Raw genomic sequence first — 16,269 nt, 5'->3', positions numbered from 1 at the left:
AATGAATCGTGTCTTGCCGGGAATGCGCTTCGGCTGGAGTTGCCTGTGGCAGCCATTTTCTGGAGCAATGCACCGCTGATGAGGTCCGCCAGCACGACGGCCGCGCCGTTCCCATGTAGCCGCCTCGCCCTTGCAAATGCAGAGGACGAATGTGCGGCAACAAGGATGTTGGAAACTGGTGCTGCGAGAGAGGATTGAACTCTCGACCTCTCCCTTACCAAGGGAGTGCTCTACCACTGAGCTACCGCAGCCGCTGATGGCGGGGCTTCTGCCATATCGAACCGGCAAGCGCAAGGCCAAGCGCAACGCTTCTGTGAAAGCCTTTGCCGGATAGCTTTTAATGACATGGCAGTGCCACAATGTTGGCTATCCCTGAACAGCAAGCTGGTGGGTCGCCGGCGGGGACGGGGCGATGGACGACAAGGCAATTCCAGTGAAAAAGCATGGTCCACCGAAAAACAGCGCAACAATCCGCAAGGATCGGCTGGCCGAGCAATTGCGCGCCAATCTGCAGAAGCGCAAGGCGCAGTCACGCTCGCGGCGGACCGGCGATGCCGACGAGCGGCCGGACGGGCTCGCTGCATCGAAGGAAATACAAAAAGATTAACTCAAATCGGCCACTCTAGGCCCGGGGTGGGCGAAATCCCATTTCTTGAACCAGCGTAATTCTTGAACCAGATTGGCCAATGGTCTAGACGGGCCGCTACTCAAACGATTGAACCGGCCCTTTTTGGCCGAGAGGGACGTTCTTCCATGGATCGCATCAGAATTGTCGGGGGCAACAAGCTCTCCGGAAGCATTCCGATCTCGGGCGCGAAAAACGCGGCGCTGCCTTTGATGATCGCCTCGCTTTTGACCGACGACACGCTGACGCTGGAAAACGTGCCGCATCTGGCCGATGTCGAGCAACTGATCCGCATCCTGGGCAACCACGGCGTCGATTATTCGGTCAATGGCCGCCGCGAGAAGCAGAATGAGGGCTATTCGCGCACCATCAACTTCTCCGCCCGCAACATCGTCGACACCACAGCGCCCTACGAACTGGTGTCGAAGATGCGCGCCTCGTTCTGGGTGATCGGCCCGCTGCTGGCCCGCATGGGCGAAGCCAAAGTGTCGCTGCCGGGCGGTTGCGCCATCGGCACGCGGCCGGTCGATCTGTTCCTCGAGGGCCTGCAGGCGCTGGGCGCCGATATCGACGTCGACACCGGCTATGTCATCGCCAAGACAAGGAATGGCCGGCTTGTCGGCAACCGCTACATCTTCCCGAAAGTCTCGGTCGGCGCCACCCATGTGCTGATGATGGCCGCGGCGCTCGCCAAGGGCGAGACGGTGCTGGAAAATGCGGCTTGCGAGCCCGAGATCGTCAACCTCGCCGAGTGCCTCAACGCCATGGGCGCGAAGATTTCCGGCGCCGGCACGCCAACCATCACCATCGACGGCGTCGAATCGCTGTCGGGTGCGCGCGTGCGCGTCATCCCCGACCGCATCGAGACCGGCACCTATGCCATGGCTGTCGCCATGACCGGCGGCGACGTCGTGCTCGAAGGTGCGCGTCCGGATCTGCTGCAGACCGCACTGGACGTGATCGCGCAGACGGGTGCGGAGATCACGCCGACCAATTCCGGCATCCGGGTGAGGCGCAACGGCGCCGGCATTGCGCCGGTCGACGTGACGACGGCGCCGTTTCCGGCCTTCCCAACCGATTTGCAGGCGCAGTTCATGGGCCTGATGACGATGGCCAAGGGCAAGTCGCGCATCACCGAGACGATCTTCGAGAACCGCTTCATGCATGTGCAGGAACTGGCGCGGCTCGGCGCTCACATCACGCTTTCGGGCCAGACGGCGATCGTCGACGGCGTGCCGAAGCTGAAGGGCGCGCCGGTCATGGCGACCGATCTTCGCGCCTCGGTGTCGCTGGTCATCGCCGGCCTGGCGGCGGAAGGCGAGACCACGGTCAACCGCGTCTACCACCTCGATCGCGGCTTCGAGCGGCTGGAAGAAAAGCTGTCCAACTGCGGCGCGGTGATCGAACGGATTTCGGCGTAGCCCGCGACCTCGGCTCCTCTCCAGCAACGCAGGAGATTGGCGAAATCCTTCGCGGCAGCGTCCTTCTCCCCGTCACTATACGGGGAGAAGTGCCCGGCAGGGCGATGAGGGGCAGCGCAGACCTGCAGCTGTTGGTGCGGTTGCACCGATCGCCAAGACCGCCTAACAGAAGGCTGAACAATCAACCTTCAGGTGCGAAATCCGCATGGCCCTTAAGCTTATCGCGCTCGACGATCAGGACCTGAGCATCGTTTCGGCTCATGTCCAGGATGCCGTGCTGAAAGTCAGCGACCTCGAATTCCTGCCCGCGGCCAAGCGTTTCCTGCTGACCATGAACCGTTTCGTCTGGGAGGCAAAATCCGGCCTGTTTCGCCAGCACAATGAGCGACGGCAGGCCGTGCTGCATTTCGACCGCGTGCTCGGCGCCAAGACCAGCGGTATCGACCGCGACAAGCCTGCGGAAGTCCTGTCTCTGCTGGCGATCAGCTTCATCGAGATCAGCAAGCCGGCCGGCATCGTCGAGCTGATCTTCTCGGGCGGCGGTGCGATCATGCTCGACGTCGAATGCATCGAGGCCCGCCTTGCCGACATCGGCGGGGCGTGGGAAGCCACCTCGCGCCCCATCCACAAGGCCTGAGCGTCCGATGGCCATCACGCTTCGTCAGTCCGACGCCGATTTCGAGCAGCGTTTCGCCGCCTTCCTGTTGACCAAGCGGGAAGTGTCCGCCGACGTCGATGCAGCGGTGCGCGCCATCATCGCGCGCGTGCGCGCCGAGGGCGACGCGGCGCTGATCGACTATTCACGGAAATTCGATCGCGCCGATCTGGCTGGACTGGGCATCGCCGTTTCGAAGGACGACATCGCCCAGGCCTACAAGGCCGCCGACCCAAAGACGATCGAGGCGCTGGAATTCGCGCGCGACCGCATCCGCTCGCATCATGAGCGGCAGCGACCAAAGGATGACCGCTATACGGATGCCGCCGGCGTCGAGCTCGGCTGGCGCTGGACGGCGGTTGAGGCGGTTGGGCTCTATGTGCCGGGCGGCACGGCGAGCTATCCAAGCTCGGTGCTGATGAACGCCGTGCCGGCCAAGGTGGCCGGCGTCGAGCGCATCGTCATGGTCGTGCCGGCGCCGGGCGGCATCATCAATCCGCTGGTGCTGGTGGCGGCCGACATATCAGGCGTGTCGGAAATCTACCGTGTCGGCGGCGCGCAGGCGATCGCCGCCCTTGCCTACGGCACCGAAACGATCAGGCCGGTCGCCAAGATCGTCGGCCCGGGCAATGCCTATGTCGCGGCGGCCAAACGCCAGGTGTTCGGCGCCGTCGGCATCGACATGATCGCCGGGCCGTCGGAAGTACTCGTCGTGGCCGACGGCAGCAACGATCCGGACTGGATCGCGGCCGACCTGCTGGCCCAGGCCGAGCACGATGCATCGGCGCAATCGATCCTGGTCACCGACGATCCAGCCTTCGGCATCGCTGTCGAACAAGCCGTCGAGCGCCAGTTGCAGAGCCTGCCACGCGCCGAGACGGCGGCGGCGAGCTGGCGTGATTTTGGTGCGGTGATCCAGGTGTCGACCATCGACGCCGCGCTGCCGCTGGTCGACCGCATCGCCGCCGAACATGTCGAACTGGCCATCGACGACGCCGAGGGCTTCCTGTCGCGGATGCGCAACGCGGGTGCGGTCTTTCTCGGCCGCCACACGCCGGAAGCCATCGGCGACTATGTCGGCGGCTCCAACCATGTGCTGCCTACGGCGCGCTCGGCGCGCTTCTCGTCCGGTCTGTCGGTGCTCGATTTCGTCAAGCGCACGTCGATCCTCAAGCTTGGACCGGAACAGTTGCGGATCTTGGCGCCGGCGGCGATTGCGCTGGCCAAGGCGGAAGGCCTTGACGCGCATGGACGCTCCGTCGCCATACGGTTGAACATGTAGGCGGCGATGTCTGGCCCCGATCAAACCCGCGCCAGGCTGATCGATGTCGAACTCGATGAATCGATCGGCCGGTCGACACCCGATGTCGAGCATGAACGCGCGGTGGCGATCTTCGACCTGATCGAGGAGAACAGTTTTCAGCCCGTCAGTGACAGCGGCGACGGCCCTTACCGGCTGAAACTGTCGCTGGCCGAGCAGCGCCTGGTGTTTGCCGTGGCGCGCGAGGATGGCACCGCCGTCGTCACCCATATCCTGTCGCTGACGCCGCTCAGGCGCATCGTCAAGGACTATTATATGATCTGCGAAAGCTACTACGACGCCATCCGTTCCTCGACGCCGAGCCACATCGAAGCGATCGACATGGGCCGCCGCGGCCTGCACAATGAAGGTTCGCAGACGCTGATGGACCGGCTGTCCGGCAAGATCGACATCGACTTCGATACGGCGCGCCGGCTGTTCACGCTGGTCTGCGTACTGCACTGGCGGGGCTAGCCCTGGCACCCGGCGCCCTGCCCCGTTCGATCCTGTTCCTGTGCGGCATGAATGCCGTGCGCTCGCCAATGGCAGAGCAACTGGCGCGCCGCATGCTGCCGGCCACCGTCTTTGTCGCTTCGGCAGGCGTTCGCGCCGGCGAGCGCGATCCATTCGTCGATGCGGTGCTTGCCGAAGACGGTCTCACGCTGGGCGAGCGTCACCCAAGGACGATGGACGATCTCGAGGACGACTATTTCGACCTCATCGTCACGCTGGCGCCGGAAGCGCACCACGCCACACTTGAACTCACCCGCTCGCTCGCTGTCGAGGTCGAATACTGGCCGACGCCGGACCCGACCGACGCCAGCGGTACCCGCGAACAGATCATGGCTAGTTATCGCGACGTGCGCGAGCGGCTGAAGGTGCGCATAGGCCGACGTTTTCTGCTTCCAGGAGCAAAAAACGCGACGGATTAAGCGTGTTCACAAGCGGACGATTATCATATAGGTTCCGCCGAAATTCCGGCCAGGGTGCTGGAACTACCATCCAAGCAAAGGTATCGAATGCCGAAGGAAGAAGTCCTCGAGTTTCCGGGTGTCGTGACGGAATTGTTGCCGAACGCGATGTTCCGGGTAAAGCTCGAAAACGAACACGAAATCATCGCCCATACGGCCGGCCGCATGCGCAAGAACCGCATCCGCGTGCTGACCGGCGACAAGGTTCTGGTCGAGATGACGCCATACGACCTGACCAAGGGCCGCATCACCTATCGTTTCAAGTAAGCAAAGCCCGACTGGTCCGCGATGAGCATTTTGCAGAAGCTGGTGCTTGCCTCGGGTTCGCCGCGCCGGATCGAGCTTTTGCAGCAGGCCGGCATCGAGCCAGACCGCGTGCTGCCGGCCGATGTCGACGAAACGCCGCTGCGTGCCGAGCATCCGCGCTCGCTGGCCAAACGGCTGTCGAGGGAAAAGGCCGAGAAGGCGTTCGCCTCGCTGCAGACCGAAGCCGACTACGCGCCGGGTTTCGTGCTGGCCGCCGACACGGTGGTTGCCGTCGGGCGGCGCATCCTGCCCAAGGCGGAAACCCTCGACGACGCCGCCAACTGCCTCGGGCTGTTGTCGGGCCGTTCGCACCGGGTCTATTCCGGCATCTGCCTGATCACCCCGGGTGGCAAGCTGCGCCAACGGCTGGTCGAGACGCGGGTGCGTTTCAAGCGGCTGCCGCGCGAAGAGATTGACGCCTATGTCGCCTCGGGCGAATGGCGCGGTAAAGCGGGTGGTTACGCCGTCCAGGGCCTCGCCGGCGCTTTCGTCGTCAAGCTGGTCGGCTCCTACACCAATATCGTTGGCCTGCCGCTCTATGAGACCGTCGCGCTGTTGAGCGGCGAGGGCTTCAAGGTGCATGGCGGCTGGCTGGCGGGACCCCGGCTGTGAATTCCGATCCCAAAGTCACGCCCTTGCGCCCGAAGCGCCCCTGCCCCGAATGCGGCAAGCCCTCGGCGCGCGACACCTTCCCGTTCTGCTCGACGCGCTGCAAGGACATCGACCTCAATCGCTGGCTGAAGGGCGCTTACGTCATCAAGGCTCGCGACGACGAGGAAGAAACGGACCCCGACGATTCGAAATGAGCCGGGCGCCGCCGATCAGGCGGCGGCCTCGCTCTTGCGGTTCGTCCGCGCCCAGGCAGGCAGCCAGTCACCGTGGGCGGCCAGGAGATCATCGACCAGGGACCAGATCTGGTCGAGATCGAGTTCGGCTGATGTGTGCGGGTCCATCATCGCCGCATGATAGATGTGCTCGCGGTTTTCCGTCATCAGCGCCCGCACCGTCAGTTCCTGCACGTTGATGTTGGTGCGCATCAGCGCGGTCAATTGCGGCGGCAACTCGCCGATGTAGGTCGGCTGGATGCCGGAAGCATCGACCAGGCACGGCACTTCGGCGGCGCAATCCCGGGGCAGCGAGGTGATGCAGCCATTGTTGCGGACATTGCCGTAGATCACCGAGGGTTCGCCGGTCCAGACCGAATTCATGATCGACGAGGCATATTCCTTGGATTGCTCGACTTCGATGCGATCGGCCGAGCGATAGGCCTCAGCCTGTCCCTTCCAGCGCTCGATCTGTTCGATGCAGCGCTTGGGATACTCATCCAGCGGGATGCCGTACTTCTCGATCAGGTCGGGGCGCCCTTCCTTGATGAAATAGGGCGTGTATTCGGCGAAATGTTCCGAGCTCTCAGTGACGAAATAGCCGAGCCGGGTCAGCATCTCGTAGCGCACCTTGTTGGGGCAGCGCGGGTTCCAGCCGGGCTTGGGCGCGCGGCCTTCGCGATAGGCGCGCACGAGATCTGGGTAGAGGTCGCGGTAGGAACCGTCCGGCTGGCGATGCTCGAACTTCAGGTAGAACGCCATGTGGTTGATGCCGGCCGAGCGATAGCGGATGTCTTCGTAGGGAAGGTCGAGGTCTTCAGCCAGTTCCATCGCCGTGCCCTGCACCGAATGGCAGAGGCCGACCTGCCTGATGTCGGGATATTTCTCCGATATCGCCCAGGTGTTGATCGCCATCGGGTTGACATATTGCAGCATGATCGCCTGCGGGCAGACGGCGAGCATATCTTCACACACCTTCCACAGATGCGGCACGGTCCGGAGGCCCCGCATGATGCCGCCGACGCCCAGCGTGTCGGCGATCGTCTGGCGCAGGCCGTATTTCTTCGGCACCTCGAAGTCGGTGACCGTGCAGGGCTCATAGCCGCCGATCTGGAAGGCGACGACGACGAAATCGGCGTCGGCCAGCGCCTTGCGCTGGTCCGAATGGGTCTCGGTCTTCGCCTTGACGCCGAGCGTCGCGATCAGCTTGTTGACGACGATGGCGCTCTCTTCCAGCCGCTGCGGATTGATGTCCATCAGCGCGATCGTCGCGCCCGAAAGCGACGGGCGCTGCAGCACGTCGCCGACAATGTTCTTCATGAACACCGTCGAGCCGGCGCCGATGAACGTGATCTTGGGATTCCTTGCCATGCTAACCTCCGGCATATGTTCAGGCCACGTCGAAAGCGGCCCTGACGAGCCGTTCGGTGTAGGCGGTCTTGGGATTGGACAGGACGTCGTCGACGGGACCCTGCTCGACGATCTTGCCGTTCTGCATGACGATCACGCGGTGGCACAGCGCGCGCACCACCTTGAGGTCGTGCGAGATGAAGAGGTAGCTGAGGCCGCGCTCGTCCTGCAGCTTGCGCAGGAGGTCAATGATCTGCGCCTGGACGGAGAGGTCGAGCGCCGATGTCGGCTCGTCGAGCAGGATGAATTCGGGTTCGAGCGCTATGGCGCGGGCGATGGCGATGCGCTGCCGCTGGCCGCCGGAGAATTCATGCGGAAACCGCGACAGTATATCGCCCGGCATGCCGGCGCTGACCAGCGCGTCGCGCACCCGTTCGACCCGCTCGCGCCGCGTCGCCCCTATGCTGTTGACGATCAGCCCTTCCTCGATGATCTGGCCGATCGTCATGCGCGGGTTGAGCGAGGAAAACGGATCCTGGAAGACGATCTGCATGCGCGAGCGCAGCGGCCGCATCTCGGCGCGCGACAGGCCATGGATCGGCTTGCCGTCGAAATGGATCTCGCCGCGCTTGGCGTCGATCAAGCGGAGCAAGGCCTGGCCGAAGGTGGTCTTGCCGGAGCCGGATTCGCCGACCAGCCCCAGCGTCTCATGGCGACAGAGTTTCAGGCCGAGATCGTCGACGGCGACCAGTTCTCGCCAGTCCGGCTTCAGGAAGGTGCCGTGGCGCAGCATGAATGAGACGTGCACGCCGCTCGCCTCGAGGATGGTGCCGCAGCCCTCCGGAAGGGGTTTCGGCTGCCCATGCGGCTCTGAAGCCAGCAGCCGTCTCGTATAGGGGTGCTGTGGGTTGGCGAACAGCCGTTCGGTGACGTTGTGCTCGCACATTTCGCCATGCTGCATGACATAGACGTAGTCGGAGAACTGGCGCACCACGGTCAGGTCGTGGGTGATCAGGATCACCGCCATGCGCAGCTCTTTCTGCAGGCTGCGGATCAGGTTCAGGATCTGCGCCTGGACGGTGACATCGAGCGCTGTGGTCGGCTCATCGGCGATCAGCACATCGGGATTGTTGGCCAGCGCCATGGCGATCATCACCCGCTGACGCTGCCCGCCCGATAGCTGGTGCGGGTATTGCTTGAGCCGCGCGGCAGGATCGGGAATCTGCACATGCTGCAGAAGTTCCAGTGCGCGCGCCCAGGCCTGCTTGCGGCTGACTTTGCGATGCACCCGGATCGCCTCGACGATCTGGCTGCCGACCGTATAGATCGGGTTGAGCGAGCTCATCGGCTCCTGGAAGATCATCGAGATGCGGTTGCCGCGCAGCTTGCGCCGGGCGCTCTCGGGAAATTTCAGGATGTTTTGCCCGTCATAGCAGACGCTCGATCCGGGGGACACGGTGGCGCGCCGCGACAGAAGGCCCATGACGGTGCGCGCCGTCACCGACTTGCCCGAACCGGATTCACCAACGATGGCGATCGTCTCGCCGCGATAGAGCTGAAACGAGATGTCCTTGACCGCGTCGACGACGCCATGCTCGACCTTGAAGGCCACGGCGACGTTGCGGGCATCGATGATCGGCTGGCCCTGGCGTCCGTCATGGTCGTGACGGACGGTTGGTGCGAAGGATTCGGCGAGCGCGACGGTCATCTCAGCACCTCAATAAGGGTCGACGGCGTCACGCAGGCCGTCGCCCAGCGCGTTGAAGGCAAAGACGGTGACGAGCACGAAACCGACCGGCGACAGGATCCAGGGATAGGTGCCGATGACGGAATAGGTCGCGGTGTCCTGCAGCATCAGACCCCACGAGATCAGCGGCGGCTTGACGGCGAAGCCGAGGAAACCGAGGAAGGATTCGAGCAGCACCACGGTCGGGATCGCCAGCGTCACGGCGACGATCACATGACTCATCACATTGGGGAAGATGTGCTGCATGATGATGCGCCGGTCGGTGGCGCCGACCGCCATGGCGGCGCGCACATACTCGATCCGCGCCAGCGCCAGCGTCTTGCCGCGCACCTCGCGCGACATCTGCGCCCAGCCCAAGGCCGACATGACGATGATGACGAAAGCCAGGAAGACGTTGGTGGGAGCGGTGACCGGGATCAGCGTCGTCAGCGCCAGATAGAGCGGCAGCTGCGGGAAGGCGAGCACCAGTTCGACGAAGCGCTGCATCCAGACATCGAACCTGCCGCCAAAATAGCCGGAGACCATGCCGACGGTGGTGCCGATGACGGTGATGATGAAGACGACCGTCAGCGCGATCATCAGCGAGACGCGCGAGCCATGGATGGCGCGCGACAGCACGTCACGGCCGAACTTGTCGGTGCCCAGGAAATGCACCGGCTGGCCGTCCAGCGAGCCGAACAGATGCCGGTCCGCCGGCAGCAGCCCGAACAGCTTGTAGGGCGCGCCATGCACGAAGAAACCAAGCAGCCTTGGATGGTCGTAGTCGGGACCGACGACGGGCTGAAAAGTGACCGGATCGAGGTCCGCCGAATCGGCCAGCGCATAGACCCTCGGCCGTGCGGTGAAACCGCCGTCTCTGTCATGGAAAACAGGCACCTGCGGCGGAGCGAAGCCGACATCCGTGACCTTCGGGTCCATTGGCGCGATGAACTCGGCGAACACGGCCATCAACAGCAGCAGCACGACGAGCCAGAGCCCGGCCATGCCGGTCCAGGAGCGCTTCAGCCGGCGCCAGACAAGCGCGATATAGCTTTCGTTGCCGCGCGCCGGTTTGGCGACGATGGGACCTTCGGCCGGCAGCGGTGGAGGTGATGGATCGCGCGCCAGCATCTCAGCGCTCCCCGAACTGGCGCACGCGCGGATCGAGCAGGACGAGCAGCATGTCGGCGATGATGTTGCCGACGATCAGCGTCGCCGACAGCACCATCATGAGGGTGGCGGTGACATAGACGTCGCCGACAGCCATGGAGCCGACGATCGCCGGGCCGACCGTCGGCAGCGCGAAGATGATCGCGGTCTCGATCTCGCCGGTCAGCATATAGGGCAGCACCACACCCTGATACATGATGAGCGGATGCAGCGCGTTGGGCACGGCGTGGCGCATGACGACGGCGGCACCCGTCAGCCCCTTGGCCCTTGCCGTCTCGACATATTGCGCGTTCAGCGTATCGAGCAGATTGCCGCGCATGACGCGCATATTGTAGGCGAGGCCGCCGAAAGTCGCGATCGCCACCACCGGCCAGACATGCTTGACCAGGTCGACGAATTTGGCCCACGACCACGGCGCGCCACCATATTGCGGCGAGAAGAATGAGCCGATCTCCGACACGTTGAACTGGAACACCAGGAGATAGACGATGATCAGCGCCATCAGGAAGCGCGGCACAGTCATGCCGAGAAAAGAGATGGCCGACAGTGTCGAGTCGATCCAGGTGTATTGCCTTGTCGCCGCCCATATGCCGAATGTGATGCCCAGCACCGAGGCCAGCAGATGGCAAACCAGCGCCAGGAGGAGGGTGCGCGGCAGGCGCTCTCCGACCACGTCGGCGACCGGTTTGTTGTAGTAGAGGCTGTAGCCGAAATCGCCTCGGGTGACGATGCCACCGATCCAGTTGAGATACTGGAGAGGCAGCGGCTTATCGAGACCATGCTCGATACGATAGGCCCTTGCTTGCGCGTCGGCCTCGGCGAAGGAGGCTCCACCCTGGTTGATCGCCTGCGAGCGGATGTAGTCGGCATAATCGCCCGGCGGCGCCTGGATGATGGCAAAGGTGGCCAGGCTCAAAATGGCGAGGACCGGGATTGCCGACGCTATGCGCGTGAGCAGGAATCGCAGCATGGACGGTTCGTTTCCTTGTCTCGCCGATCGCGCCCTTGGTTGCGTCCGGAGGTTGGTTTGTCCGGCCGCGCCAGCGGCGCGGCCGGAGGTCTCTCAGTCAGGGAGGTAAACCTAATTCATCGGCCCCTTCTCTCCGGGTTTGCCGGGCAACTCCTCGGGGAACAATTCGTATTTCGCCTGCTTGTCGGCCGCGACAAAGACCCGTTCGCGGATGATCGAATCCTCGGCCCAGTTGAACATGAAGATCGGCGTGCCCTGCGGAATGTTCGAGAAGCGCTTGTTGACGATCAGCGCGCCGGGATATTCCGTCAGGCCGACATTGTAGACGTGCTCCGTCGAGATCTTCTGGAATTGTTTCATCAGGCTGGCACGCTGGTCGTTGTCCTGCGTCGAGACGAACTTGTTGACGATATCGACGAGATCCTTTTCGAACGGCATCACATCGACCTCGCCGTTCTCCGGCGCCCGATGGTCCCAGCTGGTGCGCGGGCCGACCGGGGCAAGCTGCACGGTGTTCTGCACCACCGACGTCAGTTCCTGTTCGTTGCGCCGGACCAGCCAATCGAAGCGGCCCGAATATTGGGAAGCGTCGCGCTGGGTGCCGTTGAGGCCATTGAGCACGACCCGAAGCCCGAGCTTTTCCATCTGGGCGACGACGCCTTCGGCAAGGCTCTTGTCGGTCGTGTAGTCGTTGTTGACCAGCATCACGATCTCGACATTCTTGCCGCCGGCGGTACCGGAAGGGAAATTCACGAAGCCGTCGCCATCCGTATCCTTGAGGCCGGCCTTGGCGAGTTCCGCCTTGGCGCCCTCAAGGTCGAAGGGGTAGTAGACCGTCGAAGCGCGGTCGTAGAAGCTGGTTCCTGACGAGAGGCCGCCGGGATAGATGGCGGTGAACGGCCCCTTGACCAGCGAGTCACCGAGCGCCTTGCGGTCGAGCGCCATGGTGACGGCCTTGCGGAAATCCTCGTTGCGGTTCAGCTCGCGGATCGCCTGGCCGCGTTCGTCCGGATTGCCCCAGCCATTGGCGGAAAAATTAAAGCGCAGATTGTAGCCGATGAGCCGCGGCCCGAAGGCCAGGCGTGCGGGCGCATTCGCCTCCGCCGCACGCTTCAGCGAGGCGACGAAGTTTTCCGGCTGCTCCAGATTGGAGAAGTCGGCTGCGCCGGCAACCGCCTGCACATCGCGATCGGCCCAGGTCGACAGCTTGTAGTGCAGTTCGTTGAGATAGGGCAGTTGGTTGCCCTTTTCGTCGACCTTCCAGTAGTAGGGGTTGCGGCGCATGACGATGATGTCGTCCGGCCGGTATTCGACCGGCACCCAGCCGCCCATCACCGGCATGTTCATGAATTCCGGCGGAAAGGCATTCTTGAACTGATCGTAGGTGTTCTTCGAATATTTCGGATGGTGGGGCTTCAGGATGTGCGCGGGGCCAGGACAGAAGGTGCCGTAGGCCATCGCATACAGGTACTGCTTCGGGAAGGCGTCCTTGAAGGTCCATTCGACGGTGTAGTCGTCGATCTTCTTCAGCGTCGTGCCGACGCCGAAGGTTTCCGGCGTGGCGCCGTTCAGCGGCGAGACGTTGGGATCGACCACCTCGTCGTCCCAGTAGAACATGACGTCGTCTGCATTGAACGGCACGCCGTCCGACCACTTCGCTCCTTCGATGAGGTGCATGGTCAGCTTGTGGCCATCGCTCGACCAATCCCAGCTCCTGGCCAGGTTCGGCAGCGGCTCGGTATCCTTGGCCTCGACCTGGAACAGCGGCGCGGTGCGCGTCAGGCATTCGGAAAGGCCGATGTCGATGCCGCCCCAGCCTTGCGTCTGACCGGCGCCGTAGTTCCAGCCTTCCGGCCGCCCGCCGATGACGTGGCGCATCGTATCGCCATAGACCCCGATGCCGTCCTGCATGTTGCCCTTCTTGAAGACCAGCGGCTCCTTCGGCAGCCTGTCTTTCACCGGCGGCAGCTTGCCGGTCTTGACGTATTTCTCGGTGACCCAGTCGGGCTCGTGATATTCGGGGAGCGCCTTGAACTCCAGGATCGAGTCTCGCGCGACATAGTTGATCTTGCCTTCGGCGGGAAACGGTGTCGGCGCCGGCGGAACCGTCGGTTCGGAAGCGTAAGCACCGAGTGCCGAGACCGAGACGCTCAGCGTCAGTCCGGCAGCAAGGCCGATATTGCGGAAATTCCTCACGGTCTCTCTCCCTCTTGTTTGTCCGGAGCGTTTGCACCCGCTCCGCCTCTCCTCGAATTCAAACGGTGTCGTGGCAGTGGATCCGCCTCCCATGGATCCACCATCACCGCATGAATTTCCAGCCGGCCCGTCTCAGCCGGCCCGTCTCAGCCGGCTCGTCTCAGCCGGCTTGCTTCAGCGCGGCTTTTTCGGCGCGCAATTCCTCGATCGAGCGAACGCTGCGCCGTGCGGCGCCCGCCCACTCGCGGGTCTTCACCTGAGATGTCGACAGCCGCTCCCTGGCTGCCGGAACCGCATGGGCATATTGCGGCAGCCAGGCCGCCTGGGCGACGACCATTTCGTCGACCATTTGCCAGACCTCTTCCGGCGTCGAAACCGCGCCGACCAGCGGGTCGTGCAGCACGGCGAGCTTCAGAAGATCGATGTCGCCTGATATAGCGGCATGCACCGACATGCGCTGGACATTGATCGAGGCGATGCAAGTGGCGGCGCAGGCTTCCGGCAGGGTGATGCCGGCGGCCATGTTGATGCCGAAACGGTCGACGAAGCCGGGCGACTCGATGATGGCATCCTGCGGCAGGTTGGCGATCACGCCATTGTTCTTGACGTTGAAGTGGCCGCGATAGACCCGGTTGGTCTCCAGCGCCTCCAATATGTGGCTGGCATGCTCGTTGGAGCGCTTCGCCCGGTCGATCGGCTTTGACGCCGCTTCGAGGAACTGCGGATATTCCGTCTCGAACCAGTTGCGGGTTTCGGTGGAGTAGCGGAGATAGCCGCCTGTCTCGCCGTGAATCCAGTCGGACATATCGATCCAGCGCGTGATCTCGTCGGGACGTTTGCGGTACCAGGGCAGATATTCGGAAAGATGGCCGTTGCTTTCGGTCGAGTAGACGCCGAAGCGCTTCAGAACGTCGATGCGCAGTTTCTCCTGCTGCGAATAGACCGGATGCGCCTCGAAGGCAGCCACCAGTTCGTCCTTGCCAATGGGGCGGCCGTTCAGGCGCAGGTCGATGAACCAGGTCTGGTGGTTGATGCCGGAACAGACATAGTCGAGTTCCTGCGTGGACTTGGCGCCCAGCACCTCGGCGATCTGTTCGGCGCCGTGCTGGACGCCGTGGCAGAGCCCGACAGTGTCGACCTTGCCGTATTCGATCGCCGCCCAGGTGTTCATCGCCATCGGGTTGGCGTAGTTCAGGAATTTGACGTTCGTCTCGGCGACCTCGCGCATGTCCTTGCAGAAATCCAGGATCACCGGGATGTTGCGCTGTCCATAGAGAATGCCGCCGGCGCAGATCGTATCGCCGACGCATTGGTCGATGCCGTATTTCAGGGGAATGCGGATATCGTCGGCATAGGCTTCGAGACCGCCGACCCGCACGCAACTGATGACGTAGCGTGCGCCTTCGAGCGCCTTGCGGCGGTCGGTCGTCGCCGTCACCCTGGTCGGCAACCTGTTTGCCTCGACGATCCTGTCGAGGATCGCCTTGATCATCTGAAGGTTGTGCTCGCTGACATCGGTCAGCGCGAATTCGATGTCCTTGAATTCGGGCACGCAGAGGATGTCGGTGAACAATTTCTTGGTGAAGCCGACGCTTCCGGCACCGATGATAGCGATTTTGAAACTCATCAGCCGCACCTCATTCCATTTCGAATTGCAGGCAAGGAATGACAATGGGAAGCTGTTGCCACATGCCGTGGCATGTGTGCAGGACAAGCCGGAATCCGGCTCGCCAACCTCCCTGTCCGCTCCTCGACTGCGGATCTCTCTCGCTTTTCGACGGCGATTATGCGCTTATTCGCGAGCGCGACCAGAGAAGGATTATGCTTTCAAGGGTAATTTTGTGCTGCAGGATTTGATAGACAACGGACAGTCCATGCGTACGATCTCGCTGCCGCGCGGCCGCCAGCGTCTGCATGCCATGCCGACGAGCACGGGCTATGAAGTGCGCGAGGACGAGATCTACGACTGGGATGGGCGAAAGCGCGGCCAGACACCGTTCACCGTGCTCCAGCACACGATCAGCGGAACCGGCCGGCTGCGCTACGAGAACCGCAATTACCGCCTGCAGAAGAACGACACATTGCTGGTGCTGGTGCCGCACAACCACCGCTACTGGCTGGCCGGGGATGAGCGCTGGGAATATTTCTGGATTTCGATGAACGGCGAGGAGGCGCTGCGCATCCACAAGTCGATCCTCAGCGTCTCCGGTCCGGTATTTCGGCTGCAGCCGGCGACGATCGATCATCTTGCCGATTGCAGCCTGCGCCTGATCAAAGGCGCCGCTTCGCCGGGTGCTGCTTCGGCGGTCGCCTATGAGGCTGCGATGGCGCTCTATGACGATGTCTTCGGCTCCCATGCCTTTGCCGAAAAACAGAGCGCCATGCAGCCGGTCATCGATCACATCAATGCCAATCTCGACGGGCCGCTGCCGGTGGCGGACCTGGTCCAGATCAGCGGCCTCAGCCGGGCCCATTTCTCACGCTGTTTTGCTGAAAGCGAAGGCTTGCCGCCTGCCGAGTTCGTGCTGCAGCAGCGTCTGCAACGCGCGGCGAAGCTGCTGACCAAGGCGGATTTTCTGCCGGTGAAGGAGGTCGCCATCCTGTGCGGCTTCGAGGACGCGAACTATTTTTCAAAAGTCTTCCGCCGCTGCTACGGCATCACGCCGAGCCAATTCCGCACCACCGGCATGTATGCCAATTTGCGGACACCGGCCAGGCGTGGCGTCAGGGCGCCTGATGACGAGACCTGACGCCG

At 63.1% G+C, this 16,269-nt stretch carries 16 protein-coding genes and 1 tRNA gene; 10 read left to right on the top strand and 7 right to left on the bottom strand.

Going from position 1 to position 16,269, the window contains the following annotated elements:
* Window positions 1-176 precede the first annotated feature (176 nt).
* Window positions 177-251, bottom strand: a tRNA-Thr gene (locus NP945_RS07785).
* Between the two features lie 161 nt (window positions 252-412).
* Between NP945_RS07785 and NP945_RS07780 the strand changes: the two genes are divergently transcribed.
* The 9 genes from NP945_RS07780 to yacG all read left to right on the top strand — a co-directional run bounded on the left by NP945_RS07780 (window position 413) and on the right by yacG (window position 6,084).
* The gene (locus NP945_RS07780; protein ID WP_256746005.1) at window positions 413-607 is read left to right on the top strand and encodes a hypothetical protein; all 195 of its coding nucleotides are present in this window, start codon (window positions 413-415) and stop codon (window positions 605-607) included.
* A 146-nt stretch (window positions 608-753) separates the two neighbouring features.
* Window positions 754-2,046, top strand: a complete 1,293-nt coding sequence (murA, locus tag NP945_RS07775) for a UDP-N-acetylglucosamine 1-carboxyvinyltransferase (RefSeq protein ID WP_127381104.1) — start codon at window positions 754-756, stop codon at window positions 2,044-2,046.
* A gap of 205 nt (window positions 2,047-2,251) precedes the next feature.
* Window positions 2,252-2,683 carry a DUF2948 family protein gene (locus NP945_RS07770; protein ID WP_256746004.1) on the top strand — a complete coding sequence of 144 codons (432 nt, stop codon included), beginning with the start codon at window positions 2,252-2,254 and terminating at the stop codon, window positions 2,681-2,683.
* 7 nt (window positions 2,684-2,690) lie between these two features.
* The gene (gene hisD / locus NP945_RS07765) at window positions 2,691-3,983 is read left to right on the top strand and encodes a histidinol dehydrogenase (RefSeq protein ID WP_127319556.1); all 1,293 of its coding nucleotides are present in this window, start codon (window positions 2,691-2,693) and stop codon (window positions 3,981-3,983) included.
* Between the two features lie 6 nt (window positions 3,984-3,989).
* Entirely contained in the window at window positions 3,990-4,475 is a 486-nt protein-coding gene (locus NP945_RS07760) for a UPF0262 family protein (protein ID WP_127271901.1), read from the top strand.
* Window positions 4,463-4,933 (top strand): low molecular weight phosphatase family protein, encoded by a 471-nt coding sequence (locus NP945_RS07755; protein ID WP_256746152.1) that lies wholly within the window; start codon window positions 4,463-4,465, stop codon window positions 4,931-4,933. Before NP945_RS07760 ends, NP945_RS07755 begins: the two co-directional genes overlap by 13 nt.
* A gap of 87 nt (window positions 4,934-5,020) precedes the next feature.
* Entirely contained in the window at window positions 5,021-5,239 is a 219-nt protein-coding gene (gene infA, locus NP945_RS07750; protein WP_006200926.1) for a translation initiation factor IF-1, read from the top strand.
* 21 nt (window positions 5,240-5,260) lie between these two features.
* Window positions 5,261-5,890, top strand: coding sequence for a Maf-like protein (locus tag NP945_RS07745; protein ID WP_127319552.1), 630 nt, complete (start codon window positions 5,261-5,263; stop codon window positions 5,888-5,890).
* Window positions 5,887-6,084, top strand: a complete 198-nt coding sequence (yacG, locus tag NP945_RS07740; RefSeq protein ID WP_127269085.1) for a DNA gyrase inhibitor YacG — start codon at window positions 5,887-5,889, stop codon at window positions 6,082-6,084. Before NP945_RS07745 ends, yacG begins: the two co-directional genes overlap by 4 nt.
* A gap of 15 nt (window positions 6,085-6,099) precedes the next feature.
* On the opposite strand, the gene NP945_RS07735 is transcribed toward yacG, so the two are convergent.
* From NP945_RS07735 to NP945_RS07710, 6 genes are all read right to left on the bottom strand, one after another.
* On the bottom strand, window positions 6,100-7,473 hold the full coding sequence (locus tag NP945_RS07735; protein WP_256746003.1) for an alpha-glucosidase/alpha-galactosidase: 1,374 nt from the start codon (window positions 7,471-7,473) through the stop codon (window positions 6,100-6,102).
* 19 nt (window positions 7,474-7,492) lie between these two features.
* Window positions 7,493-9,160: an ABC transporter ATP-binding protein gene (locus tag NP945_RS07730; protein WP_256746002.1), complete on the bottom strand. Its 1,668-nt coding sequence runs from the start codon at window positions 9,158-9,160 to the stop codon at window positions 7,493-7,495.
* Between the two features lie 9 nt (window positions 9,161-9,169).
* Window positions 9,170-10,309, bottom strand: a complete 1,140-nt coding sequence (locus NP945_RS07725) for an ABC transporter permease (RefSeq protein WP_127319546.1) — start codon at window positions 10,307-10,309, stop codon at window positions 9,170-9,172.
* A gap of 1 nt (window position 10,310) precedes the next feature.
* Complete coding sequence (locus NP945_RS07720; RefSeq protein ID WP_256746001.1) at window positions 10,311-11,318, bottom strand: ABC transporter permease; 1,008 nt, start codon at window positions 11,316-11,318, stop codon at window positions 10,311-10,313.
* Between the two features lie 111 nt (window positions 11,319-11,429).
* Window positions 11,430-13,514 (bottom strand): ABC transporter substrate-binding protein, encoded by a 2,085-nt coding sequence (locus NP945_RS07715; RefSeq protein ID WP_256746000.1) that lies wholly within the window; start codon window positions 13,512-13,514, stop codon window positions 11,430-11,432.
* 160 nt (window positions 13,515-13,674) lie between these two features.
* A complete protein-coding gene (locus NP945_RS07710) occupies window positions 13,675-15,141 on the bottom strand; it encodes an alpha-glucosidase/alpha-galactosidase (protein WP_256745999.1) in 1,467 nt (488 codons plus the stop codon).
* 247 nt (window positions 15,142-15,388) lie between these two features.
* Here NP945_RS07710 and NP945_RS07705 point away from each other — a divergent pair, with 247 nt between their 5' ends.
* The gene (locus NP945_RS07705; protein ID WP_256745998.1) at window positions 15,389-16,264 is read left to right on the top strand and encodes an AraC family transcriptional regulator; all 876 of its coding nucleotides are present in this window, start codon (window positions 15,389-15,391) and stop codon (window positions 16,262-16,264) included.
* Window positions 16,265-16,269 lie beyond the last annotated feature (5 nt).

Origin of the sequence: Mesorhizobium sp. LMG17149 (genome assembly GCF_024518695.1) — a bacterium.
GTDB lineage: Bacteria > Pseudomonadota > Alphaproteobacteria > Rhizobiales > Rhizobiaceae > Mesorhizobium.
This window is presented reverse-complemented; position numbering and strand designations above follow the sequence as displayed.

What these genes read in the sequence shown, in the direction of transcription:
- NP945_RS07780 (WP_256746005.1), top strand. Translation starts at nt 413, where the DNA reads ATGGACGACAAGGCAATTCCAGTGAAAAAGCATGGTCCACCGAAAAAC.
- murA (WP_127381104.1), top strand. Translation starts at nt 754, where the DNA reads ATGGATCGCATCAGAATTGTCGGGGGCAACAAGCTCTCCGGAAGCATT.
- NP945_RS07770 (WP_256746004.1), top strand. Translation starts at nt 2,252, where the DNA reads ATGGCCCTTAAGCTTATCGCGCTCGACGATCAGGACCTGAGCATCGTT.
- hisD (WP_127319556.1), top strand. Translation starts at nt 2,691, where the DNA reads ATGGCCATCACGCTTCGTCAGTCCGACGCCGATTTCGAGCAGCGTTTC.
- NP945_RS07760 (WP_127271901.1), top strand. Translation starts at nt 3,990, where the DNA reads ATGTCTGGCCCCGATCAAACCCGCGCCAGGCTGATCGATGTCGAACTC.
- infA (WP_006200926.1), top strand. Translation starts at nt 5,021, where the DNA reads ATGCCGAAGGAAGAAGTCCTCGAGTTTCCGGGTGTCGTGACGGAATTG.
- NP945_RS07745 (WP_127319552.1), top strand. Translation starts at nt 5,261, where the DNA reads ATGAGCATTTTGCAGAAGCTGGTGCTTGCCTCGGGTTCGCCGCGCCGG.
- NP945_RS07735 (WP_256746003.1), bottom strand. Translation starts at nt 7,473, where the DNA reads ATGGCAAGGAATCCCAAGATCACGTTCATCGGCGCCGGCTCGACGGTG.
- NP945_RS07730 (WP_256746002.1), bottom strand. Translation starts at nt 9,160, where the DNA reads ATGACCGTCGCGCTCGCCGAATCCTTCGCACCAACCGTCCGTCACGAC.
- NP945_RS07725 (WP_127319546.1), bottom strand. Translation starts at nt 10,309, where the DNA reads ATGCTGGCGCGCGATCCATCACCTCCACCGCTGCCGGCCGAAGGTCCC.
- NP945_RS07720 (WP_256746001.1), bottom strand. Translation starts at nt 11,318, where the DNA reads ATGCTGCGATTCCTGCTCACGCGCATAGCGTCGGCAATCCCGGTCCTC.
- NP945_RS07710 (WP_256745999.1), bottom strand. Translation starts at nt 15,141, where the DNA reads ATGAGTTTCAAAATCGCTATCATCGGTGCCGGAAGCGTCGGCTTCACC.
- NP945_RS07705 (WP_256745998.1), top strand. Translation starts at nt 15,389, where the DNA reads ATGCGTACGATCTCGCTGCCGCGCGGCCGCCAGCGTCTGCATGCCATG.